The organism is Ideonella lacteola (assembly GCF_038066555.1).
Taxonomy (GTDB): domain Bacteria; phylum Pseudomonadota; class Gammaproteobacteria; order Burkholderiales; family Burkholderiaceae_C; genus Ideonella; species Ideonella lacteola.
On the sequence record NZ_JBBUTG010000010.1, the window covers coordinates 107,805 to 132,442 of the forward strand.

General features: G+C 68.0%; 17 protein-coding genes and 1 pseudogene. 6 read left to right on the forward strand and 12 right to left on the reverse strand.

What is annotated here, in order from left to right:
- Positions 1-15: 15 nt before the first annotated feature.
- From AACH06_RS16400 to AACH06_RS16415, 4 genes are read right to left on the reverse strand one after another with little or no spacing between them, the layout of a single operon-like run.
- Complete coding sequence (locus AACH06_RS16400) at positions 16-867, reverse strand: PhzF family phenazine biosynthesis protein (RefSeq protein ID WP_341426819.1); 852 nt, start codon at positions 865-867, stop codon at positions 16-18.
- Positions 867-2,093, reverse strand: coding sequence for an aminotransferase-like domain-containing protein (locus AACH06_RS16405; protein WP_341426820.1), 1,227 nt, complete (start codon positions 2,091-2,093; stop codon positions 867-869). The genes AACH06_RS16400 and AACH06_RS16405 overlap by 1 nt, the downstream gene beginning before the upstream one ends.
- Positions 2,090-2,815: an aspartate/glutamate racemase family protein gene (locus AACH06_RS16410; protein ID WP_341426821.1), complete on the reverse strand. Its 726-nt coding sequence runs from the start codon at positions 2,813-2,815 to the stop codon at positions 2,090-2,092. Before AACH06_RS16410 ends, AACH06_RS16405 begins: the two co-directional genes overlap by 4 nt.
- On the reverse strand, positions 2,812-3,774 hold the full coding sequence (locus tag AACH06_RS16415) for a DMT family transporter (protein WP_341426822.1): 963 nt from the start codon (positions 3,772-3,774) through the stop codon (positions 2,812-2,814). Before AACH06_RS16415 ends, AACH06_RS16410 begins: the two co-directional genes overlap by 4 nt.
- 91 nt (positions 3,775-3,865) lie before the next feature.
- Between AACH06_RS16415 and AACH06_RS16420 the strand changes: the two genes are divergently transcribed.
- The 3 genes from AACH06_RS16420 (at position 3,866) to AACH06_RS16430 (ending at position 8,101) form a co-directional block, all read left to right on the forward strand.
- On the forward strand, positions 3,866-5,305 hold the full coding sequence (locus AACH06_RS16420) for an aminotransferase-like domain-containing protein (protein WP_341426823.1): 1,440 nt from the start codon (positions 3,866-3,868) through the stop codon (positions 5,303-5,305).
- Positions 5,306-5,367: 62 nt separating this feature from the next.
- The gene (locus AACH06_RS16425) at positions 5,368-6,162 is read left to right on the forward strand and encodes a hypothetical protein (protein WP_341426824.1); all 795 of its coding nucleotides are present in this window, start codon (positions 5,368-5,370) and stop codon (positions 6,160-6,162) included.
- A gap of 1,246 nt (positions 6,163-7,408) precedes the next feature.
- On the forward strand, positions 7,409-8,101 hold the full coding sequence (locus AACH06_RS16430) for a hypothetical protein (RefSeq protein WP_341426825.1): 693 nt from the start codon (positions 7,409-7,411) through the stop codon (positions 8,099-8,101).
- Between the two features lie 360 nt (positions 8,102-8,461).
- On the opposite strand, the gene AACH06_RS16435 is transcribed toward AACH06_RS16430, so the two are convergent.
- Both AACH06_RS16435 and AACH06_RS16440 read right to left on the reverse strand, forming a co-directional pair.
- Complete coding sequence (locus AACH06_RS16435; protein ID WP_341426826.1) at positions 8,462-10,423, reverse strand: aminotransferase class I/II-fold pyridoxal phosphate-dependent enzyme; 1,962 nt, start codon at positions 10,421-10,423, stop codon at positions 8,462-8,464.
- Positions 10,424-10,582: 159 nt separating this feature from the next.
- Positions 10,583-11,746, reverse strand: coding sequence for a benzoate/H(+) symporter BenE family transporter (locus AACH06_RS16440; protein ID WP_341426827.1), 1,164 nt, complete (start codon positions 11,744-11,746; stop codon positions 10,583-10,585).
- Positions 11,747-11,817: 71 nt separating this feature from the next.
- On the opposite strand from AACH06_RS16440, the gene AACH06_RS16445 reads away from it, so the two are divergent.
- Positions 11,818-13,107: a M16 family metallopeptidase gene (locus AACH06_RS16445; protein WP_341426828.1), complete on the forward strand. Its 1,290-nt coding sequence runs from the start codon at positions 11,818-11,820 to the stop codon at positions 13,105-13,107.
- Between the two features lie 3 nt (positions 13,108-13,110).
- On the opposite strand, the gene AACH06_RS16450 is transcribed toward AACH06_RS16445, so the two are convergent.
- Positions 13,111-14,997 (reverse strand): potassium transporter Kup, encoded by a 1,887-nt coding sequence (locus tag AACH06_RS16450; RefSeq protein WP_341426829.1) that lies wholly within the window; start codon positions 14,995-14,997, stop codon positions 13,111-13,113.
- Positions 14,998-15,118: 121 nt separating this feature from the next.
- On the opposite strand from AACH06_RS16450, the gene AACH06_RS16455 reads away from it, so the two are divergent.
- A complete protein-coding gene (locus tag AACH06_RS16455) occupies positions 15,119-18,883 on the forward strand; it encodes a glycosyltransferase family 2 protein (RefSeq protein WP_341426830.1) in 3,765 nt (1,254 codons plus the stop codon).
- 41 nt (positions 18,884-18,924) lie between these two features.
- On the opposite strand, the gene glmU is transcribed toward AACH06_RS16455, so the two are convergent.
- The 5 genes and pseudogenes from glmU to AACH06_RS16480 form a co-directional block, all read right to left on the reverse strand.
- Positions 18,925-20,301, reverse strand: coding sequence for a bifunctional UDP-N-acetylglucosamine diphosphorylase/glucosamine-1-phosphate N-acetyltransferase GlmU (gene glmU / locus AACH06_RS16460; RefSeq protein ID WP_341426831.1), 1,377 nt, complete (start codon positions 20,299-20,301; stop codon positions 18,925-18,927).
- 80 nt (positions 20,302-20,381) lie between these two features.
- Positions 20,382-21,020 (reverse strand): DUF4136 domain-containing protein, encoded by a 639-nt coding sequence (locus AACH06_RS16465; RefSeq protein ID WP_341426832.1) that lies wholly within the window; start codon positions 21,018-21,020, stop codon positions 20,382-20,384.
- A gap of 50 nt (positions 21,021-21,070) precedes the next feature.
- Positions 21,071-22,018 carry a tRNA 2-thiocytidine(32) synthetase TtcA gene (gene ttcA / locus AACH06_RS16470; RefSeq protein WP_341426833.1) on the reverse strand — a complete coding sequence of 316 codons (948 nt, stop codon included), beginning with the start codon at positions 22,016-22,018 and terminating at the stop codon, positions 21,071-21,073.
- Positions 22,019-22,078: 60 nt separating this feature from the next.
- Positions 22,079-22,453: a dihydroneopterin aldolase gene (locus AACH06_RS16475; RefSeq protein ID WP_341426945.1), complete on the reverse strand. Its 375-nt coding sequence runs from the start codon at positions 22,451-22,453 to the stop codon at positions 22,079-22,081.
- Positions 22,454-22,879: 426 nt separating this feature from the next.
- Positions 22,880-23,413, reverse strand: a pseudogene (locus tag AACH06_RS16480) (NAD(P)/FAD-dependent oxidoreductase); the annotation flags it as partial.
- Between the two features lie 71 nt (positions 23,414-23,484).
- Here AACH06_RS16480 and AACH06_RS16485 point away from each other — a divergent pair.
- Positions 23,485-24,597: a class I SAM-dependent methyltransferase gene (locus AACH06_RS16485; protein WP_341426834.1), complete on the forward strand. Its 1,113-nt coding sequence runs from the start codon at positions 23,485-23,487 to the stop codon at positions 24,595-24,597.
- Positions 24,598-24,638: the final 41 nt, after the last annotated feature.

Here is a 24,638-nt window from a genome sequence, read left to right on the forward strand (position 1 = left end):
CCACGGTGGCCCGCGCTACAGCAGCACTGTTCCGCTGATGCACGCGGCCACATCGCCGCCGATCCACAGCATGCCGGTGTCGGCCTCGCGCATCACGTGCACACGACCTGCGCGGCCCATGGCCGTGCCTTGTGCGGCCACGTACTCCGGCGGGGCGACACCTTCGCCGATCAACCACTGCGCCAGGCTGGCGTTCAGGCTGCCGGTGACGGGGTCTTCGGGCACGTCGTTCGGTGCGGCGAAGCCGCGCACTTCAAACTGGGTGCCGTTGGCGCCCTCGGCGTCCTGTTCGGCGACCACGCCGACCTTGGCGAGGCCCTTGAGCCGGCCGTGGTCGGGCTGCAGGGCGCGCAGCCGTTTCGCACTGGCCACCCGCATGCCGACCCAGCGGATGCCGTTGTCGAGCCAGCAGGCTGCCAGCAGGTCGCTCGCACGCACGCCCAGGGCATCGACCAGTTGCGTGAGCAACTCATCATCGATCGGCTCGCGCCGCAGGGGCGGGGCGGCGAAGGCCAGCCGCTGGCCATCTCGCCGTACCGGCACCAGGCCGATGCCGCACTGCTGCACCACCTGCCCGGCCTCGCGGGGCGTGCCGCCCGCCGCGAGCCAGGCGTGGCAACTGCCCAGCGTGGGATGGCCCGCGAACCGGAACTCACCCTTGGGCGTGAAGATGCGGACCCGGTAATCGGCCCGCTCGTCGGTGGGCCGCAACAGGAAGGTTGTCTCGCTCAGATTCGTCCAGGTGGCAAAGGCCTGCATCTGCGCGTCCGACAGCCCGTCAGCGTCGTGCACGACGGCCAACGGGTTGCCCTTCAACGGCGTGGTGGTGAAGACGTCCAGCTGGCTGAATCGGCGAGGGGTGCTCATCAGGGGGTGGCCTCTTCCAGTTCTTCGTTGAGATGGCGCTTGAGCACCCGGCCCAGTGCCGACACGGCGGTGCGGATGTCCTCGGGCGCCAGCGTGACGAACGACAGGCGCATCGTGCGGACGTCGGGCGAGTGAGCGTAGAAGGCCTCACCCGGCACATAGGCGACCCCGGCCTTCACGGCCTGTTCGAGCAAGGCCATCGCGTGGCAGCCTTCGGGCAGACGCACCCAGAAGAACATGCCGCCGTGCGGGGCCGACCACTCGCTGCCTGCGGGCAGGTGCTCGGTCAGCGCCGCGGCCATGGCGTCGCGCTGGGCTTTGTAACGAGCACGGATCGTCGGGATGTGCTGGCCCAGGAAGCCGCCCTTGATCACTTCGTGCACGACGCGCTGGTTGAAGCCGGGGGTGTGCAAGTCGGCGGCCTGCTTGGCCTGCAGCAGCTTCGGGCACAGCTCGGCCGGCGCCACCACATAGCCCAGGCGCAGCCCGGGCGCCAACACTTTCGAGAACGAGCCGAGGTAGATCACACCCTCGTGCCAGCGCGAGGCCAGCGGCGCTGGGGGCTCGTCGTCGAACCAGAGGTCGCCGTACGGGTTGTCTTCGATCAGGGGCACGCCGGCAGCCTGCGCGGCCTTCACGATCGCCTGGCGACGGGCCTCCGGAATGACGCGGCCCGTCGGGTTCTGGAAGTTCGGCAGCACGTAGGCGAAGCGGGTGCCGGGCGCATCGTGGGGCAGGCGTTCGATGGCCTCGGGCAGCGGCCCCGAGCCGTCGCTTTCCAGGCTGCGGAAGATGGGTTCGTAGGGGGCGAACGCCTGCAGCGCGCCCAGGTAAGTGGGCGTCTCGACGGCCACCGGGGCGCCCGCATCGATCAACACCTTGCCCACCAGGTCCAGGCCTTGCTGCGAGCCGGTGGTGATCAGCACTTGGGCCGGGGTCACCTTCAGCCCGCGCTGGTTCAGCTGGGCGGCCACCCATTCGCGCAGCGGGCCGAAGCCTTCACTGGCAGCGTACTGCAGGGCTTCCTTGGGCGTGTCGGCCAGCACCTTGGCGGTGGCCTCGCGCATCGCCTCGATCGGGAAGGTCTCGGGCGAGGGCAGGCCGCCGGCCAACGACAGCACGCCGGGCTGTTCGGTCACCTTCAAGATCTCACGGATGATCGAAGGGTTCATGCGCGCCGCGCGTTGCGCCAGATGCCAGGCGCTGGCAGGGGTGGTGATGGTCATGGTGAAGTCTCCTCAAGCAACATCCATTGCACAGCCTCGTGAGCGTGCAAGGCGGTGGTGTCGAACAGTGGCAGCGGCCAGCCGTTCGGTTCGGGGGGGTGATCGGGTGGGGTGAGCAAGGCGATCTCGGTGCAACCGAGGATGACCGCCTCGCAGCCCTGGTCGGCCAGTCGGGCCATGATCTGTACAAATGTCTCGCGCGATGCCGGGCGGGTCAAGCCGCGGCACAGCTCGTCGAAGATCACCCGGTGCACTTCGTCGCGGTCCGCGGCGCCGGGGATCACGGTGGACACCCCGTGGCGCTCGGCCAAGTGATCGACGAGAAAGCGATCTTCCATCGTGAAGCGGGTGCCCAGCAGGCCGACGCGCTGGTGGCCGGCGTGGCGCAGGGCCCGTCCGGTCGCGTCACCGATGTGCAGCAACGGCAGGCCGCAGGCCTCGACGATCGGCGCCGCCACCTTGTGCATCGTGTTGCTCGCGATGAGCAGGCCTTCTGCCCCCGCCAACTTCAACTGCCGCGCCGTCTGGCCGAGCGCCGCGGCGGCGCCCGCCCAGTCCCCTTGGCGCTGTTGGGCCGCGATGCCGTCGAAATCGACGCTGGCGAGCCTCAGGGGGGCGCTGTGCAGCCCGCCCAGCCGCTGCGCGACGCCCTGGTTGAGCAGCCGGTAATAGACGAGCGTGGATTCCCAGCTCATGCCGCCGAGGATGCCGAGTGTTCTCATGCCGTGGGGTCCGTGGTGGCGTTGGATCTCGTCGCGGCCGCGCGGTGGCCAGGCGCCTGCACCGGCATGCGCTTGCCAATGACCACCGTGGCGAGCACCGCCAGGGCGAACAGCACGGTCGTCGGCTCCAGTGTTTCGCCCAGAACCGGCACGGCGAACAGCAGGGCGAGGAAGGGTTGCAGCAGCTGCACCTGGCTCACTCGCAAGGTGCCGCCCAGGGCCAGCCCGCGGTACCAGGCGAAAAAGCCGAGCCACATCGAGAACAGCGTGACATAGCCGAAGCCCCACCAGGCCGAGGCGGCCACCGGCTGAGTGGGCCAGCTGAACCAGGCTGCGGGCAAGGTGAGCGGCAGGCTCAGGCACAGCACCCAGGAGATCACCTGCTCGGCCGGCATTTGAGTGGCCAGCTTCGCGCCGGCCACGTAGCCGCCGCTGGCGCTGAGCACCGCCATCAACAGCCAGCCGTCGGCGGTGGTGAGCCGACCGCCGCCCTCCCGGAAGGCGAAGGCCAGCACCAGGGCGCAGCCGGCGACGGCGCAGATCCAGAAGCCGGCGGAGGCCCGTTGGCGCAAGGCCGCTGCGGCGATCGCGGCGGTGGCCAGCGGCAACACGCCAGTGACCACCGCCGCGTGCATGGCCGGCACCTCACGCAGCGCCAGAGCGATGCCGAGCGGGAAGCCCACCACCGTGCCCAGGGCGCTCAGGCCCAGGGCCACCAGGTGCTGGCGCTGTGGCCGCGGGGCCCCGGTGAGCCACAAGTACAGCAGGCTCAGCAGGCCGGCGCCGGCGGCGCGGCCGGCGGTGACGAAGGCTGGTGGCAACTGCGGTGCGTCCTGCGGCCCGACGGCCAGGCGCGTCATGGGAAAGGTCAACGCGAAGATCACCACGCCCAGGGCGCCGAGCATCAGGCCGCGCTGGGTGGCGTCGACGCGGGGGGCGGTGGCAACAGCGCTGGGCATCTGGACAGTCTAGGTGGCCGACCAGTACAGTGCCGATACAGATCAGCGGCGCAGGAGACCAAACTGTATTGGTCATCGCGCCGACACACCGATGAACACCCGCGACGCTTTCGCCCTCACCCGCGCTGCCGGGGCCACCCTCACCGAGCAGCTGGCCAGCCAGTTCGCCGAGCGCATCCGGCAGCGGCTGCTGGCACCCGGTGCTCGCCTGCCCTCGGTGCGCGACTGTGCGCGGCGTCACGGCGTCAGCGCCCACACGGTGGTGGCGGCCTACGACCAGTTGCTGGCGCAAGGCTTGGTCGAGGCGCGCCGGCAGCGGGGTTTCTTCGTTCGCGAGTCCCAGCGTGCGCCTGCTTCGGGCCCGCATGTGGCGCCCGCGGCGGTGGCGGCCGAGGTGCCGGTGCGCGTGGCGCCGGTGGACGCCACGGCGCTGATCCGCGGCATGTTCCACGGGGTGAGCCACCTTCCCGCGCCGGGCCTGGGCACCCTGCCGCCGGATTGGCTGGACCTGCCGATGCTCGCCAGCGCGCTGCGCCGTGTGCTGAGCCACGGCGACGCCACCTTGGCGCTGCAGTACGGCCAACCCGCCGGCGATGTGCGCTTGCGCGAAGCCCTGGCCACCAAGCTGGCCGACTTCGGCGTGCGCGCACGTTCATCGCAGATCGTGACCGCCACCGGCGCCACCCATGCGCTGGACATCGTGTCGCGTGCGCTGCTGTCGCCCGGCGACGCGGTGCTGGTCGACGAGCCGGGCTGGGCGGTCGAATACGCGCGATTGACGCAGCTGGGCATGCGGCTCTTGCCGGTGCCTCGCACCGCCGACGGCCCGGATCTGGCGGTGATGGCCACGCTGGCGCGCGAACACCGGCCGCGCATGTACGTGACGGTGTCGGTGCTGCACAACCCGACCGGCCATTCCATCAGCCTGGGCGACGCACACCAGGTGCTGAAGCTGGCGGAGGCGCACGACTTTTTCATCGTGGAAGACGACACCTACGCCCACCTGGCGCCGGCCCACCTGCCGCGGCTGGCGGCGCTCGACGGCCTGCAACGCACCTTGTACGTGTCGGGCTTCTCCAAGATCCTCACGCCAAGCTGGCGTGTGGGCTATGTGGCCGCGCCGCCCTCACTCGTGGAGCGGCTGATCGACGTCAAGTTGCTCTCGACCCTCACCACGCCTGCCGTGCTGGAACAAGCGGTGGCGCATTGCCTGGAGCAAGGCAGCCTGCGGCGCCACGCCGAGCGAGTCACCGCCCGCCTGGACGCCGCCCGCCACCGCAGCGTGCAACTCGCCCAGGCCCACGGTTGCCGCTTCGTGACCCCCCCTCAGGGCCTGTTCGGTTGGGTCGACACCGGCGTCGATACCGAATCCCTGGCCCAGACCCTTCTGGATGAGGGCTGGCTCCTCGCCCCCGGCCACCTGTTCCATGCCACCCGCCGCCCGAGCACGGTCATGCGCATCAACTTCGCCACCTCGCAAGATGCTCGCTTCTGGCAGGCGTTTGGGCGGGGGCGGCATCCCTCCTCGTGACAAGCCTGACGGCATGGGTCGAGCAGGTACAGTGCCTGCCATCCAAGATCTTGGGAGATCCCATGCAAACTCGAGAATCGTCTTCGCGCCTGACGTGGCGTTGGTTGGCGGTCGCTTCGGTCGCCAGCCTGATGCTCGCTGGCTGCGGCGGTGGCGGTGATGATGAAGGTGGCGATGACACCACCGGCCTGGTGCCCACCGCGCCGACGCTCGGCGCCACGCTGTACAACGACGCCACGGTGTTGCGGCCGTTGGTGGATGGCGCGAGCTGGTCATACGCCGGCGTGAACGCCGATGGCGTCGCTTACACCAATGTGGTGACGCACGAAGGCGTCAGTTCGGGTGTCGAAGAGACCGCCTCCGACACCTTTGACGCTGGTGAGGGCAGCGTGCACGTGATCGCCTCGAACGGCTCGATCATTCAGCCGGACCCGATCGATGTCAACGAAGACGGCATCCCGGACATCGCCTCGGCCGTCGAACTTCGCTCGCCGGTGCGGGTGAACGACCAGTTCGTCGCACTGGACAAGCGCCTGTCGAACATGGTGCCGGACATCGACGGCGACGGCCGCGGAGAAGCACTCGACCTGGCCACCTATGCCCGCGTGATCGGCAATGAAGACGTCGTCTTGAGCGGCCTGCCGACGATGACCGCCGTGCGCATCGATCGCATCACCGCGGCGCGCGTGGTGTTGTCGAAAGACGGGAGCAAGCTGCCCACCGTCACCTCCACCATCTCGACGTGGTACGCGCCGTCCATTGGCATCATTCGACGGCGCCTGGATGCCCCGGCCGAATCGGGTGTGGGTCGCGATGTGACCGACGAGCGGATCACCGGTTGGTCGGGCCTGCCCTGAGGGAGCGGTCTGGTCTTTGGTTCGCGCACTGGCCACATTCCGCGGGACACACGGCCTCAGGGAAGATCTGATCGGAGCGCTTCTGGCTGTTCGTGAGTGAATGGGTGCGTTGGCCAGATACTGTCCGGCGCGGCACGCACGCCATGGATCGGCATACCAACCAGCCAATTGATCGCATCAGCATCTGCGTGGACAGCGGTCTGGCCTTGTGCGCGACGCCCGCGATGTCCTGACGCGTACCGTGCCGAGTGCTGTTGCGCTTGGGGAGCCCTGGACAGTTGTCGTCGCCACGCCGTCACCCGGAACGCACGCATCCGAGTCCCGACCGTCCGTCGCCGACGTTTCCTCTCATCATGTGGGCAACGATGTCGTAGGCAAGTAACAGGCTGGCGTTCACATCGCCATGCTTCATTGACTCACGGGTCGTTTGGCATGGACTCGCCGCCTTCAAGCTTGGGAACGTCGAGGTCAGTGTCGATCGGCGCGTGGTGGGGCGCCGGACTGACAATTCCCTCAAACTGATTGTTCGGTTCGACGGTCCTCAGCACGCTAGGAATCGACCTGCTTCGGCTTCCGCGTGCTGCACTCAACGCGGCGCGGCTCGCTGACATCAACGGCTTGTTCAGCGTTGCCTTTGATTCATTCTTGGTGCTCGCGCCGTGTGGCCTACTCCGCTGAGAAGCTTCATGAGAGCTTCGGATGGGAATGCGCTGACATCCCGGTCATCCTCGCCTGCCGCCGGTCAATCGTTGCGCAACGAGAGGGTTCACAGGTCGCGTACGCAAGCATTGGCGGAGAGCGTCAAGGGCCTGGACTGGCGGACAGCGGGCGTGCGTTGGTCGCTGGCTGCGCGTCGACCAAGGACCAGACTGGGCTAAGCGGCGCGATCCACGAGAAGCGGACATCGATCCAACAATGCGCCATGCGTCACTGCTTCACTCGCCGTGCTTCGCGAGGGCGCTCAGACTTTCGCACGTTGGCGATTCGAGTCCGGAAGGTCGATGCAGAGTGTCTTCATGGATCAACGGAGGACACGTTCATGAATCGCAATGGCATCGGGCCAGTTCCTGCTCATCCGATGGACTGGGCCCCTACCGGGCCGGCCCAGCAAGACCCCCACGGTCGGCCAGCACTGAATCAAGGACCAGCCCCGCAAGGCTACGGACCACTGAGCAGTCGTGATGGGCCACGGCCGCTTTCGCTTCCGCCTCGCACCCATTTGCGTTTGGCCAATACTGTCGACCCCATGCTTGAGCGCCTTGAGACACAGCCCAACATGGAGGGAGTCCAACTGATGGCGGGTACGGCTGTAGGCTTGCTCGCGCAGTCTGACATCCAGCCACGCCTAGGCGGCAGCATTGCCGCGCGCATCAACGGAGCGCCGCGGCAGCCGCAAGACATCGACCTCGAGTTGCGCAGCCCGACCACCTTGCGGCGAGCGTTCGAGACCCTGGTCAACGCCGATGCCGATGTGGTTCGCGAAGACGGCGCGCAGTTCCGCGTGACGGGCCAGCGCGTTGGGGACCTGACCGACGGCTTGGGCGGTATGGTGCGGCTCGACTTCACCCACCAGCAGTCGGGCGAGCGGCGATCGGTTAACGTCGATCTCACGAACGAGAACAACCCCGTTTTCAATCGACACCTGATTTCCCCGGCGGAGCGCGGGGTGCGCCCAGCCGAACCGCAGTACGTGACGCCGCCCGAGCTGGTCATGAACTACCTCGATCGACTGATGCACAAGACCGATGTCGGCGTTGCCAAAGGGGATGCCGTGCAGATTGCCAGCATTCTGCGGCAGGCCAACTTTGATCCCAACAACCCAGCCGATATTCGCCACATGCGAGAACAGATCGGCGGGCTGGTTCGACCGGAGTCGAGAGCCGCCTTTGGCGAGAAGTTCGACGAACTGGCCCACGCGATGCGTTCAGGTCACCTTTGACGGTTCTTACGCAGGAGCGCAGTTGGTCACGCCGGAGCGGGCCGAGATTGTGGAGCTGTCGGCTGAGCCCGCAAGGCCGAAGCTTGAGCGACACCGCAAGAGCGGCGCCTGCGGCTCACTTTGGGCAGGACGTATTGCGATGTACGCCTGGATTGCCTCGATGACGGGGCGCTGGCTCATTACGCTGATGCGTAAAGGGCGGCGATCGGCCCGAGCGGGTACTTCAGCAGGGAGGCAGCAGGGGCGATTCGAACAATGCTGGCTCCGTGGCACAGCGCAAATCTGCTCCTTGATGATCGGGTCTGTGCCCTGAGGTTCCAGGACCCCACAGTGGCCGTGGCCTCGCCACGGCCAATCGGATCAACGGCTCGGCAGCGCCCGCCGCTCGGCCTCGCTGAGCACCCGCAGGTGCATCTCGCCGTCGACCAGTGCGAGCCCGTGCAGGTCGATCGACTTCTGTGTCTGCAGCAGGCGCACCAGGTAGGCCACGATGTTGGCCTCGATCACCTGGCCGGGCACCAGCACCGGAATGCCGGGCGGGTAGGGCACGATCTGGTCGCAGCAGACGCGGCCTGTCAGCGCCGCGTTCGGCTGCCCCTGCTCGTCGAGCAGCGGCAGGCGCTCGCCGGCTTCGTAGAACGCGTCGCGCGGCAGACAGGCCAGCTCGGTGAAGCGCGGCGCTTCGGGCACGCGGGCATAGGCGCGCGGGGCCCGTTTTTCCTTGGCCAGGCGCAACATGGCGTCGAACAGACGGCTCACCTTGCTGCGCGTGGTGCCAATGGTCAGCAGCAGCGTCAGCGTGTTGTGCGTGTTCTTCTCGACCTGGATGTTGTAGCGTCCGATCAGTTCGTCGCGCAGCTCGTCGGCTGAGTAGCCGCTTTGCGAGATGTCGATCGTCAGCTTGGTCGGATCAAGCCGGATGCCGTCGCCCTTGACTTCATCGGGCAGCAGATCGTCCAGCTCGAGCACGCGGAACGCGCCGGTGGCATTGATCTTCTCGCGCAACTCGTGCGCGAACTTCAGCGACCGGTCCAGCAGGCGGTAGCCCTCCATCACGGCCTGCTTGCGCGCCACGTCGAGGCTGGCAATGAGGTTGTACTGCGGGCTGGTCGACGCATGCATGTTGAAGTTCTCGCGGAACAGGTGCTCGTCGAAACCCGGGTCGTTGACGTGCACCATGCTGGCCTGCGAGAAGGCCGACAGGATCTTGTGCGTGCTCTGCGTGGCGTAGTCGGCACCGCACTCCAGCGCAGTGGGCCGCAACTCGGGGTGGAAGCGGGCATGGCCGAACCAGGCCTCGTCGATGATGACCTTGATGCCGGCTGCGTGCGCCATTGCGATGATGGGCTTCAGGTCGTAGCGCAGGCCGTCGTAGGTGCAGCTGGTGAGGATGAGCACCTTGGCGTCCGGGTGGGCCTCGATCGCCGCCGCCAGCGTGGCCTTGGGCACCGGGCCGAAGATGCCGTAGTGGCGATTGACGGAAGAATCGAGGTACACCGGCCGCGCACCCGAGAGGATCACCCCATGGTGGACCGACTTGTGGCAGTTGCGGTCCAGCAGCAGCTTGTCGCCCGGCGCCAGCAGCGTCTGGAAGATGACCTTGTTCGCGGTCGAGGTGCCGTTGGTGGCGAAGTAGGTCTTGCGCGCGCCGAAGGCCTTGGCCGCCAGCTTTTGCGATTGAGCGATCACGCCCATCGGGTGCAGCAGTGAGTCGAGCTCGGGCACGCTCACCGACAGGTCGGCGCGCAGCATCTGCTCGCCGACGAAGTCGTAGAAGTCACCCACCCACGGGCTGCCCTTGAACGAGTCGCCACCGCCATGGCCGGGGGTGTGCCAGCTGTCCTTCGCCTGGGCCACGTAGGCTTTCAGCGCATCGTAGAACGGCGTCTCGGCCTTTTCGGCCACTTCGGCGGCGATGATGCGGAACCAGCCGTTGTAGTCGTGCTCGCCGCGGAAGAAGTAGCCATCGACGGCATCGCTGGCCAATTGCTCGACCAACAGCTTGTCGGCATCGTCTTCCAGCACCATGTAGAGCGACAGCTCGGGGCGTGCTTCGATGATGCGTTGGGCTGTTCGCACGGCGGGGGCGCCCGTCGAGCTGGCGCCACGGGGTCCGTGATCGATGACGACGACCTGCAGATCCGCCTGCGTGGGGCTGGTGGCGAGTACAGCCTCGACCGTCGCGTCCCCACAGGGGCAACCCACGGCCATCAGGCCCAGCGAGTTGTCGAGCCGCCCTGCGGCTTGGTTGAGGCCCTGCACGACTTCGGTGCGCCAGTCTTCGTCCGCACTGACGACCAGTACATGGGTGGCGGGGTTCATCGTGGGCTCTCCTGCTCGTCAGTGGCCGCTGCGCGGCGCGAAACTTGACAGTTTAGAGGGCTGGCTGCCGACGAAAACTCGGTTCGACCCGCGGTAGACCACGGTTTTGTTCAGCGCCGCGAGGTGCCATGGTCTTGATGGAGCCCGGGCGGTTGCGCTTCAGCCGCCGGCCCGTCGCTGCATCGCCAGTGCCACACCGCCCGCCACCACGCCCCAGAAGGCCGAGCCGATGCCGCCGATCGTGAGGCCGGAGAGCGTGACGATGAAGGTCAACAGGGCGGCGTCGCGGTGGGTCTCGTCTTTCAGGGCGGTGGCCAACCCGGCGGCGATGGTGCCCAGCAGCGCCAGCCCCGCCACGGCGGCCACCAACTCGGGCGGGAAGGCCTTCAGCAGGCCGGCCACCGCGCCGCCGGCGAGGCCGAGCGCGATGTAGAACACGCCAGCCATCGCCGAGGCGGTGTAGCGTTTGGCGGGGTCTTCGTGGGCTTCCCGGCCCATGCAGATGGCCGCGGTGATGGCGGCCAGGTTGAAGGCGTAGCCGCCGAATGGCGCCAGAACCAGGCTGGCGACCCCGGTGGCACCGATCACCGGCGACACCGGGGTCTGGTATCCCGACGCCCGCTGCGCCGCCACGCCAGGCAGATTCTGGGATGCCATCGTCACGACGAACAGCGGCAGCCCGATGCCGATCAACGCGCCGATGCTGAAGGTGGGACTGGTGAACACCGGCTGCGTCCACGCCAGGTGCACCTCGGCCAGGTTGATGCGGCCTTGCAAGGCGGCGATGCCGATGCCGACGACCAGCACCCCCGGCACCGCGTAGCGGGGCCACCAGCGTCGGCCTGCCAGGTAGGCCAAGGCCATGCCAATGACCAACCACGGCGCGGTTCCGGTGGCCAGCGCGGCCTTCAGCGCGAACTGTGACAACACCCCGGCGAGCAGGGCGGCGGCGATCGCCATGGGGATACGACCCATCACGCGTTCGAACAGGCCCGAGTAGCCGGCTACGGTGATCAGCACGGCGCAGGCGATGAAGGCGCCGGTGGCCTCGGGCAAACCCACGCCCTGCGAGGCAGCGATCAGTGCGGCACCGGGGGTGGACCAGGCGGTCAGCACCGGCTGGCGGTAGTACAGCGACAGGCCCAGGCTGGTGACGCCCATCCCGAGGCCCAGCGCCCAGATCCACGACGCGGTTTCGGCGGTGCTCGCGCCCAGCGCCTGCGCGGCAGCGAACACGATGGCGACCGAGCTGGTGAAGCCGACCAGCACCGCCACGAACCCGGCCACGGCGGCAGGCAGGCTGAGATCTCGAAAATCTGGCATCGGGCAGGGGTGAGGCATGGGCGGCGAGCATAGCGGCGACCGGCCTTGCCCTTAAGCTGGCGGGACTTCCGATGAGCACCACCTTCACCCCCGACCCCGACACCCGCGTGCACACGCTGCCCAACGGCGTGCGCGTGCTGACCCTCCAACTGCCCCGGATCGACAGCGTCTGCGTGAGCATCTTCGTGCGCACCGGCAGCCGCCACGAGAGCCCGCGCCTGAATGGCATCAGCCACATGGCCGAGCACATGGCATTCAAGGGCACCCGACACCGCAGCTGCCAGCAGATCAACCTTGACGCCGAGAGGCTGGGCGCCGAAGTCAATGCGCACACCGACAAGGACCACACCGCGTACCACATGCAGGGTCTGGCCGAGCATGCGCCGCTGTTCGTGCGGATGCTGGGTGAGATCGTGCGCGATTCCAGCTTTCCGGCCGATGAGCTGGAGCGTGAGCGCCAGGTCATCCTGCAGGAGTTTGCCGAGACCGAAGACGACGCGTTCGACACGGCCTTCAGGTTGTTCGACGAGGCCTGCTACGGGGCGCACCCGCAAGCGCAGCCGGTGATCGGCCGGCGGCGCAACATCGAACGCTTCACCCGAGAACAGCTGCAGGACTACGTTTCCCGCCAGTACACCGGCAGCAACATCGTGGTCGCCGTCGCGGGAAAGGTCGACGTCCGGACGATCGTGCGTGAGGCCCGCCAGGCGCTGGGTGGCTTGCCGACCGGCCAACCCAACGAATCCGTGCCACCCGAGTTCCAGGGGGGCATCGGCCTGCGTCGTCTCGCCGGCCACAGCCAGGCGCATGTGGTGCTGGGGTTCCCGGCGCCGCCGGTCACCGCACCGCGTCATGCCGCCCACCAGATGGCCGCTGCCTTGTTGGGCGAGGGCATGAGCTCGCCCCTGATGGACAGCCTGCGTGAACGGCTGGGATTGGTGTACTACGCGGCCTGCTCGGCCGACCTGGGTGATCTGGCCGGCCAATTCGTCATCGAAGCGTCCATGTCGCCCGACAACATCCAGGCGTTCACCGATGAGGTCGTTCGCTTGATGCAGGCGCAAACCGAACGCATCGACCCGCTGCAGATGGAGCGGGCGCGCAACCAGGTGGCGGTTCGCCGCCTTCAAACCTGGGAGCGACCCGCGCGGCGGCTGGAAGAGGCGGTGCTCGACCTCTACACCTTCGGTCGGGTGCGTTCCCGCGAGGAGCGGCGTCAGGCCCTGGCACGGGTGACGCCCCGGCAGCTGCGCGCCGTGTTTGCGCAGATGCTGGCCGGCCCGGTGGCCGTGGCGGCTGCAGGGCGCCTGGGCCGTGCAGGCGTCGAGCGACTGAAGGCCGTGGCCGCCGTCCGCGCCTAAAAACTAGATCTCGACCTTTGCACCCAGCTCGACGATGCGGTTCGACGGCAGCGAGAGGAAATCCGCCATGTCGGCCGCGTTGCGATGCATGCTGGCAAACAGCTTCTCGCGCCACATGGCCATGCCTTCGCCGAAGGTCGGGATCACGGTGTCGCGGCTGAGGAAGTAGCTCGTGTCCATCTCGTCGAGCGGCACGCCGCGGCCTTCAAGCAGGCGCAGCGCCTCCGGCACGTCGGGGTCGTTCTTGAACCCGAAGTTCAGCGTGATCTGCCAGCAATCGTGCCCGAGCGACTCCATGGCCAGCCGCTTGTCGAAGCCGATCCAGGGCACCTCGTGGTGCTTCACATGCACGAACAGGTTGTGCTCGTGCAGCACCTTGTTGTGCTTCAGGTTGTGCATCAGCGCGTTGGGCGCCAGGCCCTCTTCGGCCACCAGGAACACGGCGGTGCCGGGCACCCGCACCGGGGGGCTGACGAACACGGCGTCGAGGAAGCCGCGCAGCTCGATCGCCTCGTTGCGCACCCGCTCGTGCATGATCGCCCGGCCCTGCTTCCAGGTGAGCATCAGCACGAACATGCCCGCGCCGATGACCAGCGGGAACCAGCCGCCTGCCAGCAGCTTGAGCGTGTTGGACAGGAAGAACGTGACGTCGATGATGAAGAAGAATCCGGTGGCGAGCACGCACAGCGTCAGCGGATAGCGCCAACCGTAGCGGATCACGAAGAAGGTCATGACGGTGGTGATCGTCATGTCCAGCGTCACTGCGATGCCATAGGCCGAAGCCAGGTTGGACGAGCTCTTGAACAGGGCCACCGCGAGGACGATGAACACGTACAGGCCCCAGTTGATGAAGGGCACATAGATCTGCCCCGTGTCGCGCACCGAGGTGTGGCGCACGCTCATGCGCGGCAGGATGCCGAGCTGGATGGCCTGCTTGGTCACGGAGAAGGCCGCCGAGATCAGGGCCTGCGAAGCGATGACGGTCGCCGCCGTGGCCAGCACCACCAGGGGCAGGCGCATCGACTCGGGGGCCATCAGGTAGAACGGGTTTTCCACCGCATCGGGCGTGCCCAGCAGCAGCGCACCCTGGCCGAAGTAGTTGACCACCAGTGCCGGCATCACGATCGCGTACCAGGCAATGCGGATTGGGCGGCGGCCGAAGTGGCCCATGTCGGCATACAGTGCTTCGCCGCCGGTGACGCACAGCACTACCGCTCCCAGGGCGATGAAAGCCGTCTTCGGATGGCTGGCGAAAAAGCCGATGGCATAACGCGGGTCGAGCGCGATGAGCACGTCCGGGTTCGAGATCACATGGGGCAGCCCCAACGCGACCAGCGCCATGAACCAGACCATGGTGATCGGGCCGAAGAACTTGCCGATGCCGCCCGTGCCAAAGCGTTGCACCGCAAACAGGCCCGTCAGCACCACCAGGGTGATCGGGATCACCCAATCGTGCATGCCCGGGGCGATCACCTGCAGGCCCTCGACGGCCGAGAGCACCGAGATCGCCGGCGTGATCACGCCGTCGCCGTAAAAGATGGCGGTGCCGAACAGGCCGACCACCATCAGCGTGCGGCGAAGCGTTGGCTTTTCGCGCACCGCGGTGGTGGCCAGCGCCAGCATGGCGATCAGCCCGCCCTCGCCGTTGTTGTCCGCCCGCAGGATGAGCAGCACGTACTTCAGCGAGACGATGATCGTCATCGTCCAGAAGATGAGGCTCAGAACGCCGAGTATGTTGACCGGAGTGGTCGGTACGTGGCCGGCGTGGAAGACCTCTTTGAGCGCGTACAGCGGGCTGGTGCCAATGTCACCATACACGACACCCAGCGCAGCCAGCGTCAACGAGGCCAGGGCCGGCAGCGAGCGGCTGGCTGAAGCAGAGGAACTCAAAACAATCTAGGGGGGCGCGGACGGGCCGCTGAAGCTTCTATTGTGCTCGCAGGCCGCAGAGGGGCGAAATCGCCGAAAATCGATATCACCTTCTTTGTCGCTTCGTTGCGCCACGAGTGTCATGCCCGCCGACGCACCAGCCACCACTTCTGACAGCCCCAGCTTGCGGCCCAACGGCGCGCCGGCTGACCTCGAACTCGACCTGGAATTGCCGATGGCCGTGTCGCCCGCGGCCAAGCTGGTGGTCGAGCGCCTGGAGGGCGTGCTGCTCGTCGGCTGGGCCTACGACCCTGCGGCGCCGGGCCGGGAGCCGCTGAGCCTGGTCTGTGGGGATGAGGCCTTGCCGGCGCAGATCCGCCGGGTCTCTCGTGCTGATGTCGCCCGGGCCGTGGGAGCCCAGGGTGGGCTGTTGCTCGGCTTCGAACTGGAGTTGCCGCTGTCGACTTGGGAGGCCCTTGCGCGCCACCCCGGTGCTCTGTGCATGCGATTCGGCGCTGATGGCCTGCCGGTCAAATCGCCCCAGCAGCCGAGCGTGCTGCAGCTGCAAGACTGGATGGCGGCGCTGCGGCAACGCCCCGAGGTGGATCGCATCCAGGCGGAGCTGGCGTCGCTCGCGCCACACCTTGAACACGCGATCCGCTGGGCTGATGCCGCCGTGACCGCCCCGGCTGCAACGCCGCCCGCGCCATCCACACCGTGTCACGTGGAGGGCTGGACGGGTCTGTTGCTGCGCGGTTGGTTGGCTGATACGCCGGAAGTGCGTCAGCCATTGCGCCTGCGTTGTGGCGATCGCCGCTTCGATGTGCCCGTGCGCCGCACTTCCCGTGGCGATGTGGCCAAGAGCCTGAAGCTGGAGCACGACGAGGTCGGTTTCCTGGTCGAAGTGCCGGGCACGTTGTGGAAGGAGTTTCCCACCGCCGAAGAACTGGTGCTGCAGTTGGAAGGCCCTCGTGGCCCGATCGGGCCGCCATGGCGACTCCCTCGCGTCGAACTGCCGGCGCGGCTGAACGAGGCGTTGGACTGGCCCGAGGCAGCCCAGCGCGGCCAGTTGGCGCTGCTGGCGATGGAGCATCTCGCGTGGGCCGGTTTGCTGGGCGAGGTGGCGGGGGCGCCCCGGCAGGCCTTGGCGGTGCTGGCCGAATCGGCCGGTGTCGGCGCCTGGCTCTCGGTGGATTTGCCGTCGCACGGGCCCGACGCTGAGCGCTTTCGCACGCCTTTTCGCATCACGCCACGCGGCCGCCTCGGCCGCTGGCTGCTTCAACCGGCCAATGCAGACCGGGCCCTGAAGTTCCTGCAACGTCTACAGCGACGTCCCAGCACCCAGGGCATGGCGCGGCGTCTCGAAGTGGTGCTGACCCGTGCGGTAGGGCTGTTCGACAAGGGGTGCTACGACCGCCAGATTTCTCCCGCTGAGCGGCAAGACATGCCGGCGCTGCGGCACTATGTGGAGCACGGCGACGCACGGTCGCTGATGCCGATGGTGTTGTTCGATGCGCGTCACTACACCGGGCAGCTTCCTGGGCGCCAGCACCCCGGCATCAATCGACTCCTGCACTACGCGCTCGTGGGGCGCCACCAAGGTTTGTCGCCCTGCGCATGGTTCGACCCGGACTTTTATCTGGCCAACAACGTCGATGTGCGGGGCAAGGGCTTCGATCCCCTGACCCACTTCGTCAATTTCGGCTGGAAGGAACGGCGCCGCCCGGCACCGCGTTTCGAGCCGACCACCGGGACACGCAGCCTGCTGCAACGCCTGCAGCAAGGGCCGGCGCGCGAATCCAATGCCCCCGTCGACCCGATGCAGCGGTACCTGCTCGATGGCCTGCCCGCCGATGCCCAGCCGGTGGACTCTGGCCGTTTGCCGTGGGCGGCACCGGCGCGGCTGGACGGGCGTGACTATCTGAACATCGACCCATGGCGCCACCTGCCGCGGCCGACAGGCGAGCCCCGCGTGGATGTGGTGGTGCCCGTCTACGCCGGCGCCCAGGAAACGCTGCGATGCCTCTGGAGCGTGTTGTCATCGTGGGTCGACACGCCTTACCAGTTGGTGGTGATCGACGATTGCAGCCCCGAGCCGGCGTTGTCGGCGCACCTGCGCGAGCTGGCGGCCATGGGCCTGATCCACCTGATGGTCAACGAGCGCAACCGGGGTTTTGTGGCCACGGTCAATCGGGGGCTGAAGCTGCATTGGGACCGCGACGTCGTCATCCTCAACGCCGACACGCGTGTGCACGCGGGCTGGCTCGACCGGTTGGTGGCCCATGGCGAGGCCGAGCCGAGGGCTGCGTCGGTGACGCCGTTGTCGAACAACGCGACCGTCTGCAGCTATCCCCGGATGCTGCACAGCAACTGGGAGAAGCTCGAGCTGGATGATGGCGAGATCGACGCCCTGGCCGCCCGCGTGAACCGCGGCCGTCATGTCGAGGTGCCGACGGGCGTGGGCTTTTGCATGTGGATGCGCCGTGCGGCGCTCGATGCGATTGGCCTGTTCGACGTTGAGCGCTTCGGTCGCGGCTACGGCGAAGAGAACGACTGGTGCATGCGCGCCAACGCGGCGGGCTGGGTGCAGTTGGTCGCCAGCGACACCTATGTGCTACATCAGGGCTCGGTCAGCTTTGCGGTCGAGTCCAACGCCCGCACCCGTGCGGCCATCGTCACGCTGCTGCAGCGCCATCCGGACTACCAGCAGCGCATCGACGAGTGGATTGCGCACGATCCGCTGATGCCGGAGCGGGCCCGGCTTGATGCTGCGCGTCTGAAGCGCGCCGCTGAGGTCAACGAGGGCGGCGGCTTGGTGCTGATGATCAACCATGCCCGTGGCGGCGGCGCGGCGCGACACGAGTCCGAAGAGGCTGAACGCCTGCGCCGTGAGCGGGGTCTCGGTGTGGTGACGATGCATCCGTCGCGCAAGCCCGGCTGCGTGACCTTGGCCGCGACGCACGGCCACGGCGAGACGCTGGATCTGCCTGCACTGCAGGCGGTACCGTTGCTGACCGACGGCCGGCACGGGCCATGCCACCCGGCCCAAGCCCTGCTCGACGTGCTGGCGGCGCTCGACCTGCGCGAGATCCACCTGCACCACCTGGTCGATCACCCGCCGGTCCTGCGCGAGTTGCTGCCCTACGTCTCCAAGACTCTGGGCGTGCCGCTGTCGGTGACGGTCCATGACTACCACCTGATCTGTCCGCGCATCAATCTCGTCGATGCCAGCGGCCGTTACTGTGGCGAGCCCGATCGCGACACCTGCAACCGGTGTCTGCAGCGCGACGAGTTGGGCCAGGCTGCCGGGCGCATCGGCCCGTGGCGAGCCGCGCATGGCCAGTTGCTGGCGCAGGCGCAACGGGTGATCGTCCCCGACGAAGACGTGGCGGCCCGCCTGTCGAACTACTTCCCCACCGTGCGGGTGCAGGTGCAGCCGCATGAGCCGCTGCACCTGCCAGCGAATCTACCGCCACGCGGCCCGGTACGCCGGGTGCTGGTGATTGGCGCGCTCAGCCCCATCAAGGGGCTGCACGTGTTGCGGGGGCTCGCGAGCAGCCGCGCTGCGGCCGAACTGGGCCTGCACTTCACCTTGCTCGGCTACTCGTCCGACGATGCGGCGTTGCGAGCAGCCGGTGTCGAGGTGCTGGGACGCTATGAGGACAAGACGCTGCCCGCGCGCATCGAGGCGGCAGCACCTGACCTGATCCTGCTGCCGTCGGTCTGGCCCGAGACCTTCTGCTATGTGTTGACCTCGGCAGCTGAATCGGGTCGGCCGGTGGCGGTGTTCGACCTCGGTGCCCAGGCTCGGCGGTTGAAAGAGGCCAAGGCGCCGGCGGTCTACCTGCCGATCGAACTTGCGAGTCAGCCCGAGCTGCTGGCGCGGGCGCTCGTCGCCGGTCGTTGAACGGTCGTTGAGCGGCCGGCCCGGGCGCACCGGGCACGGGTTTACTTCGGCTGCTTTTTCGGACGCTGCCAGCCCGCGAGGCTGACCTGCTTGGCGCGAGCCACGGTGAGCTGCCCGGCCGGTGCATCCTTGGCGATCGTCGACCCCCCACCGATGGTGGCGCCGTCGCCCAGCGTCAGGGGAGCGATCAGCACGCAGTTGCTGCCCACATGCACGTCGTTGCCGATGACGGTGCGGTGCTTGTTCGCACCGTCGTAATTCGCGGTGATCGCGCCGGCGCCGTAGTTCACCCGCTCGCCCACCGTGGCATCGCCCAGGTAGGCTAGGTGGTTGGCCTTGGCCCCCTTGGCGAGCGTCGAGTTCTTCACCTCGACGAAGTTGCCGATGTGCACCTCGTCGCCCAGCACAGCGCCCGGGCGCAGGCGGGCGAAGGGGCCGATCAGCGCACCCGCGCCGATCTGAACGCCCTGCGCTTCGCCGTCGATGTGGGTGAAGGGGTGGATCACCGTGCCAGCGGCGATGCGGGCGTTGCGGATCACGCAGTTCGCGCCGACACGCACGTCATCGCCCAGGTCGACCGAGCCTTCGAACACGCAGTTCACGTCGATCTCGACATCGCGGCCATGCCGCAGCGTGCCACGCAGGTCGAAACGCGCCGGGTCGGCCAGACGCAGGCCGGCGTTCATCAGCGCGTCGGCTTGTCGCCGCTGCAGGCGGCGCTCGAGATCGGCCAGTTGCGCGGGGCTGTTGACGCCCAAGACTTCGGTTTCGTCCGCGGCGGCGGTGGCGACCACCGGCACGCCGTCGGCCACCGCCATCGCGACGATGTCGGTCAGGTAGTACTCGCGCTGGGCGTTGTCGTTCTTCAGCGCCATCACCCAGCGCTTGAGCATCGCGGTGGGCGCGGCCATCATGCCGGTGTACACCTCGCTGATGGTTCGCTGCTCGGCCGTGGCGTCTTTGTGCTCGACGATGGCCTTCACCGCATCGCCGTGGCGCACGATCCGTCCGTAGCCGGTGGCGTCTTCCAGCGTCACAGTGAGCAGCGCCAGGCGCCGGCCGCTGCAGGCCGCTGCCAGCGCAGCGGCAGTGTCGCTGCCGATCAGCGGCACATCGCCGTTGAGGATCAGCGTGGTGTCCGCCGCGTCATCGAGAGCGGGCACGGTCTGCTGCACGGCGTGGCCGGTGCCGCACTGCGGCTCCTGGCGCACACAGACGGCGGTGGCGCCCACCAGTTGTTCCACCCGCTGCGCACCGTGCCCGGTGACCACCACCTGCCGATGGGGTGCGAGGGGCGCGACCCGGTCCAGCACATGCTGCAGCAAGGGCCGGCCCGCCAGCTTGTGCAGCACCTTCGGGGTGGCTGAGTGCATGCGGGTGCCCTTGCCCGCGGCCATGATGACGACGTTCAGCGCCATGGCGTGTTCCTTGATCGTGGTGCGAAAAAAGAGCCGGCGCCCTGGGCGCCGGCTCGGTGGGTGATTATCGGGCGCGGGCCTCAGGGCAGGCTGATCGCCACGTCGTGCGGCTCGTTCTGCACCTTGGGGAACTCCTTCAGCGCGGCGGTGAACATCGCGGTGAGCATCGGCTGGCCACCGTTGGTGATGCCGTCGTTACGGGCTCGCGCCTCGTACAGCGGTTGGCCGGTGGCCCGGTCACGAATCAGCACGCCCACCTCACGCTGGTATTCGGATTCGGTGCGCATGCGCCAAGACCAGAACGGCGAATACGGCCCGGGCCAGCCGGGATAGGCCCAGCGCGGCGACCACGGGCCGCCGTAGGGGCGGGCCCACAGCGGATCCTCCCACGGTGCCCGATCGAAGCGGGTGACCCGGGCGCCGATCTGAACGATCACGTCCGAGGTGGCGCCTTCTTGTGCCGGCACGAATCCGGCGGCCTGCAGCGCCTGGTGGGCACTTTGCTCGATGGCCTGTTGCTGTGCCGAGGTCGATGGCGCCTGCTGCGACGGCATCCGCTCGATCACGTAGGTGCCGGCGGGGCGCTTGTCGGGCCACTCGCCGTAAGTGCTGACTTCGCTGGAAATCGTCTTGAATGATGCACACCCGCCCAGCAGCGAGGTGGCGAGCAGGCCGGCGGCCAGCCAGCGGGAAACAAGCGGACGAGGCGCAGAGGTCATGTCGGGGCTCCTTGGGGCCTTCGCGCCGGATCACGCGTCAGCCAGACAGGCTACTTCAGACCCCATTGAACGACCTGTGGTTCATTCGAGTTGACGGTGGGGGTGCCGCAGCCCTCGTCGTCCTCGTCGAACGCCTTGTCGCCGGCCGGGTCGGGCTGGCCGGTCGCGCGGATGCTGGTGAAGGGGTGGAGCGACCGGTCCATCATGTGCGACAGCGTGATGTTGCCCATCGCCGTGAACATGTTGTCGATCCGGCCCGGGTGCTTTTTCTCCCAGTCGCGGATCATCGCCTTGATCTGGACACGCTGGAGGTTCTCCTGGCTGCCGCACAAGCTGCAGGGGATGATGGGGAACTGGCGGTGAGCGGCCCACTTTTCCAAGTCGGTCTCGGCCACATAGGCCAGCGGGCGGATCACCACATGCTCGCCGTTGTCGCTGACCAGCTTGGGCGGCATGCCCTTCATGCGCGAGCCGAAGAACATGTTCATCAGCAGCGTCACCACCATGTCGTCACGGTGGTGGCCGAGAGCGATCTTGGTCGCGCCCAGCTCGCGCGCCACGCGGTAGAGGATGCCCCGGCGCAGCCGCGAACACAGGCTGCACATGGTCTTCCCCTCGGGGATCATGTTCTTCACGATCGAGTAGGTGTCCTGCTCCTCGATGTGGAAGGGCACGCCGCGCGAGCGCAGGTAGTTCGGCAGCACCTCTTCCGGGAACCCGGGTTGCTTCTGGTCGAGGTTGACGGCGACCAGCTCGAAGCGGATCGGCGCGCGTTGTTGCAGGTTCAGCAGGATGTCGAGCAGCGAGTAGCTGTCTTTGCCCCCCGACAGGCAGACCATCACCTTGTCGCCGTCTTCGATCATGTTGAAGTCGGTGATCGCCTGGCCCACCTGGCGATGCAGCCGCTTGCTCAGCTTGTTGGTTTCGAAGGCGGCCTTCTTCTCTGCGGCGGCGGCCGAGTCCAAGGCGGTCGTTTCAGGGGTCGCTACGTTGTTCATCTCAATCCATCCATCCGGGCGCCCAACCGAGTCGCCACCTGACATTTTCCCCTGCGGGGGTCACCACACCCCGGCTTCGCAGCGGATGGCCACTTCGCAGTCGTCGAAGATCTCGAGTTTGGCCACCTTGATGCGAACGCCCAGCACGCCGGGCAGGCCCATCAGGCGCACGCAGAGTTTGGCGAGCAATGATTCGAGCAGGTCGGTGTGCTCGCGGGTGCACTCGTCAATGATGATTTGGCGCACCTTGCGGTAGTCCAGCACGTGGCTGAGGTCGGCATCGCGCGCCAGCGCAGGCTGGCGGCCCAGGTTCAGCTCCGCATCCACCTGGATGGGTTGAGGGCCGTCGCGCTCGTGGGCCAGCACACCCAGGTTGGCTCCGAACCGAAGCCCGTTCAGGTGCAGGATCTGGCTGTTGAGCGTTGAAGGCGGCACCTTCGCGGCCGAGCCGACCTGATCCGCCCGCGAGGGGTGCAGGAAGGCGGCCACCTGCTGCGCAGCGGCCACGCCGTCGGCCAAGGCGGTCTGCACGCAAGGGTGCCAGCGTCCGCTGGCATCTCCCGCCACAAAGACGCCCAGCGCTTCGGCCGGTTGGCCGGCCGGCACGGTCGGGGTGGGCGAGCCGGCCACCTGCAGCGCCTGGGCCAGCCAATGCCAGGGGGCGGGCTCGGGCTCGTAGCCGAACAGCACGGCCACATGGTCGAACGTCTCGGTGCCGTAGGCCGCCGAGTCCACCGCCACGCTTCCATCGGGAAGGGGCTGCAGCGAGAGCGGCAGCGGGGTGCGTACGCGCTGGGTCACGGTGGGCACTCGATCCAGTCCCGAGACCAGGGCGGCCTGGCCGCGGTAGTCACCGCGCGTCCAGATGGTGACCGCGTGGCCGCGGCCGGCCAGGTAGGCTGCGTTTTCCAGGGCGTTGTCTCCGCCGCCCAGCAACAGCACCCGCCCGGGTGTGAGCCGATCGCGCCGGGCGGTGAGCGAGACGGCATCGAGGGTGCCCGCGCCCGGCCCGAAATACGCCGTCGGGCGCACTGGGCGTACACCGGTGGCCAGCACCAGCGCCGGAGCCGTGAGTTGCTCGCCTGTCGACAGGGCAACCTGCCATCCGCCGGCGGTTCGCTGCAGGCCGCTCACGGTTTGCCCGAGACACCAGCGCAGCCCGGCCATGCCCAGAGCGTGGGCGGCCAGCCGCTCGCCGATCTGGGCCAGCCGAGCGTGCGGATGGCCCAGCACCCAGTCCTGCTCGAAATCCAGCCCGGCCAGCGTGGCGCACGGCGCGGCGGCCCGCTCGACCACGGCCACGCGCAGCCCCATCTGGGCGGCCCACGAAGCGGCGCTGCAGCCGGCCGGGCCGGCGCCGATGACGATGCAGTCGAGCAGGGAGGATGTGTTCATCGGAGGAAGCGGCCGGCCAGAGCTGGCGGCGCAGGCGGTGCGGCGGGGTGGGCGCTTCCTACAATCGGGCGATGACAGAAAGCGAAGCCGGCAGTGTATCGGCGCCCCTGGGCGCGCGCATTCGGGCCGAAATGGACGCGGCCGGCGGCTGGCTGCCCTTCGACCGCTTCATGGCGCTGGCGCTGTACACGCCCGACCTGGGCTATTACGCCAACGCCCACCCCAAGCTCGGCCGCATGCCGGCCGACGGCAGCGACTTCGTCACGGCACCCGAGATGTCACCGTTGTTTGGCCAGGCCTTGGCGGCGCAGGTGCGCGAGGGCCTCGTCGCCACCGGGGGGCAGACGGTGTATGAATTCGGTGCCGGATCGGGGGCCCTGGCCGAGCAGTTGCTGCAGGCGCTGGGTGACGCGGTGCAGCGCTACATCATCGTCGACCTGTCGGGCACGTTGCGGGCGCGCCAAGCCGAGCGTCTGAAGCCGTTCGCGCCGCGCGTGGCGTGGTGCGATACCTTGCCGGATGAACTGCACGGCGTGATCGTGGGCAACGAGGTGCTCGACGCGATGCCGGTGCAGTTGCTGCACTTCGATGGGGGCCAGTGGTCCGAGCGCGGTGTTGCCGTGGATGCCGCCGGCGCCTTCGTCTGGGCCGACCGGCCGACGTCTGCACGGCCGCCGGTGGACGCCCCCTTTGTGCCGGGCACCGTGACCGAGATCCACCCGCAGGCGCAGGCCTTCATTCGCACGCTGGCCGGCCGGATGACGCGGGCCCTGGCGCTGTTCATCGACTATGGCTTTCCGGAGGCGGAGTACTGGCTGCCCCAGCGCCACATGGGCACCCTGGTCTGCCACCGTGCGCACCGGGTGGATGCCGATCCGCTGGCCGACGTGGGCACCAAGGACATCACCGCCCATGTGGACTTCACCGGCGTGGCGCTCGCCGCGCAGGAAGCAGGGCTGGAGGTGGTGGGCTACACCTCGCAAGCGCGCTTTCTCATCAACTGCGGCATCGTGGATCTGATGGCGCAGGCGGGCGTCGCCGAACGCGCGATGGCGCAGAAGCTCATCACCGAGCACGAGATGGGCGAGCTGTTCAAGGTGGTGGCGCTGGCACGGGGCCTGGAGGGGCCGGCCGACCAGCCCCTCGTCGGCTTTCGCGAAGGCGATCGCACGCACCGGCTGTAGGCCGCGGCCCTCATGGTTGCGGCGGCCTCGGCATGGGCCCG

Excerpts from the sequence above, each read along its gene's own strand:
- glmU (WP_341426831.1), bottom strand. The coding sequence starts at position 20,301 with ATGGCGCTGAACGTCGTCATCATGGCCGCGGGCAAGGGCACCCGCATG.
- AACH06_RS16465 (WP_341426832.1), bottom strand. The coding sequence starts at position 21,020 with ATGACCTCTGCGCCTCGTCCGCTTGTTTCCCGCTGGCTGGCCGCCGGC.
- AACH06_RS16420 (WP_341426823.1), top strand. The coding sequence starts at position 3,866 with ATGAACACCCGCGACGCTTTCGCCCTCACCCGCGCTGCCGGGGCCACC.
- AACH06_RS16415 (WP_341426822.1), bottom strand. The coding sequence starts at position 3,774 with ATGCCCAGCGCTGTTGCCACCGCCCCCCGCGTCGACGCCACCCAGCGC.
- AACH06_RS16455 (WP_341426830.1), top strand. The coding sequence starts at position 15,119 with ATGCCCGCCGACGCACCAGCCACCACTTCTGACAGCCCCAGCTTGCGG.
- AACH06_RS16405 (WP_341426820.1), bottom strand. The coding sequence starts at position 2,093 with ATGACCATCACCACCCCTGCCAGCGCCTGGCATCTGGCGCAACGCGCG.
- AACH06_RS16440 (WP_341426827.1), bottom strand. The coding sequence starts at position 11,746 with ATGCCAGATTTTCGAGATCTCAGCCTGCCTGCCGCCGTGGCCGGGTTC.
- AACH06_RS16410 (WP_341426821.1), bottom strand. The coding sequence starts at position 2,815 with ATGAGAACACTCGGCATCCTCGGCGGCATGAGCTGGGAATCCACGCTC.
- AACH06_RS16400 (WP_341426819.1), bottom strand. The coding sequence starts at position 867 with ATGAGCACCCCTCGCCGATTCAGCCAGCTGGACGTCTTCACCACCACG.
- AACH06_RS16445 (WP_341426828.1), top strand. The coding sequence starts at position 11,818 with ATGAGCACCACCTTCACCCCCGACCCCGACACCCGCGTGCACACGCTG.
- ttcA (WP_341426833.1), bottom strand. The coding sequence starts at position 22,018 with ATGAACAACGTAGCGACCCCTGAAACGACCGCCTTGGACTCGGCCGCC.
- AACH06_RS16425 (WP_341426824.1), top strand. The coding sequence starts at position 5,368 with ATGCAAACTCGAGAATCGTCTTCGCGCCTGACGTGGCGTTGGTTGGCG.
- AACH06_RS16430 (WP_341426825.1), top strand. The coding sequence starts at position 7,409 with ATGCTTGAGCGCCTTGAGACACAGCCCAACATGGAGGGAGTCCAACTG.
- AACH06_RS16485 (WP_341426834.1), top strand. The coding sequence starts at position 23,485 with ATGACAGAAAGCGAAGCCGGCAGTGTATCGGCGCCCCTGGGCGCGCGC.
- AACH06_RS16435 (WP_341426826.1), bottom strand. The coding sequence starts at position 10,423 with ATGAACCCCGCCACCCATGTACTGGTCGTCAGTGCGGACGAAGACTGG.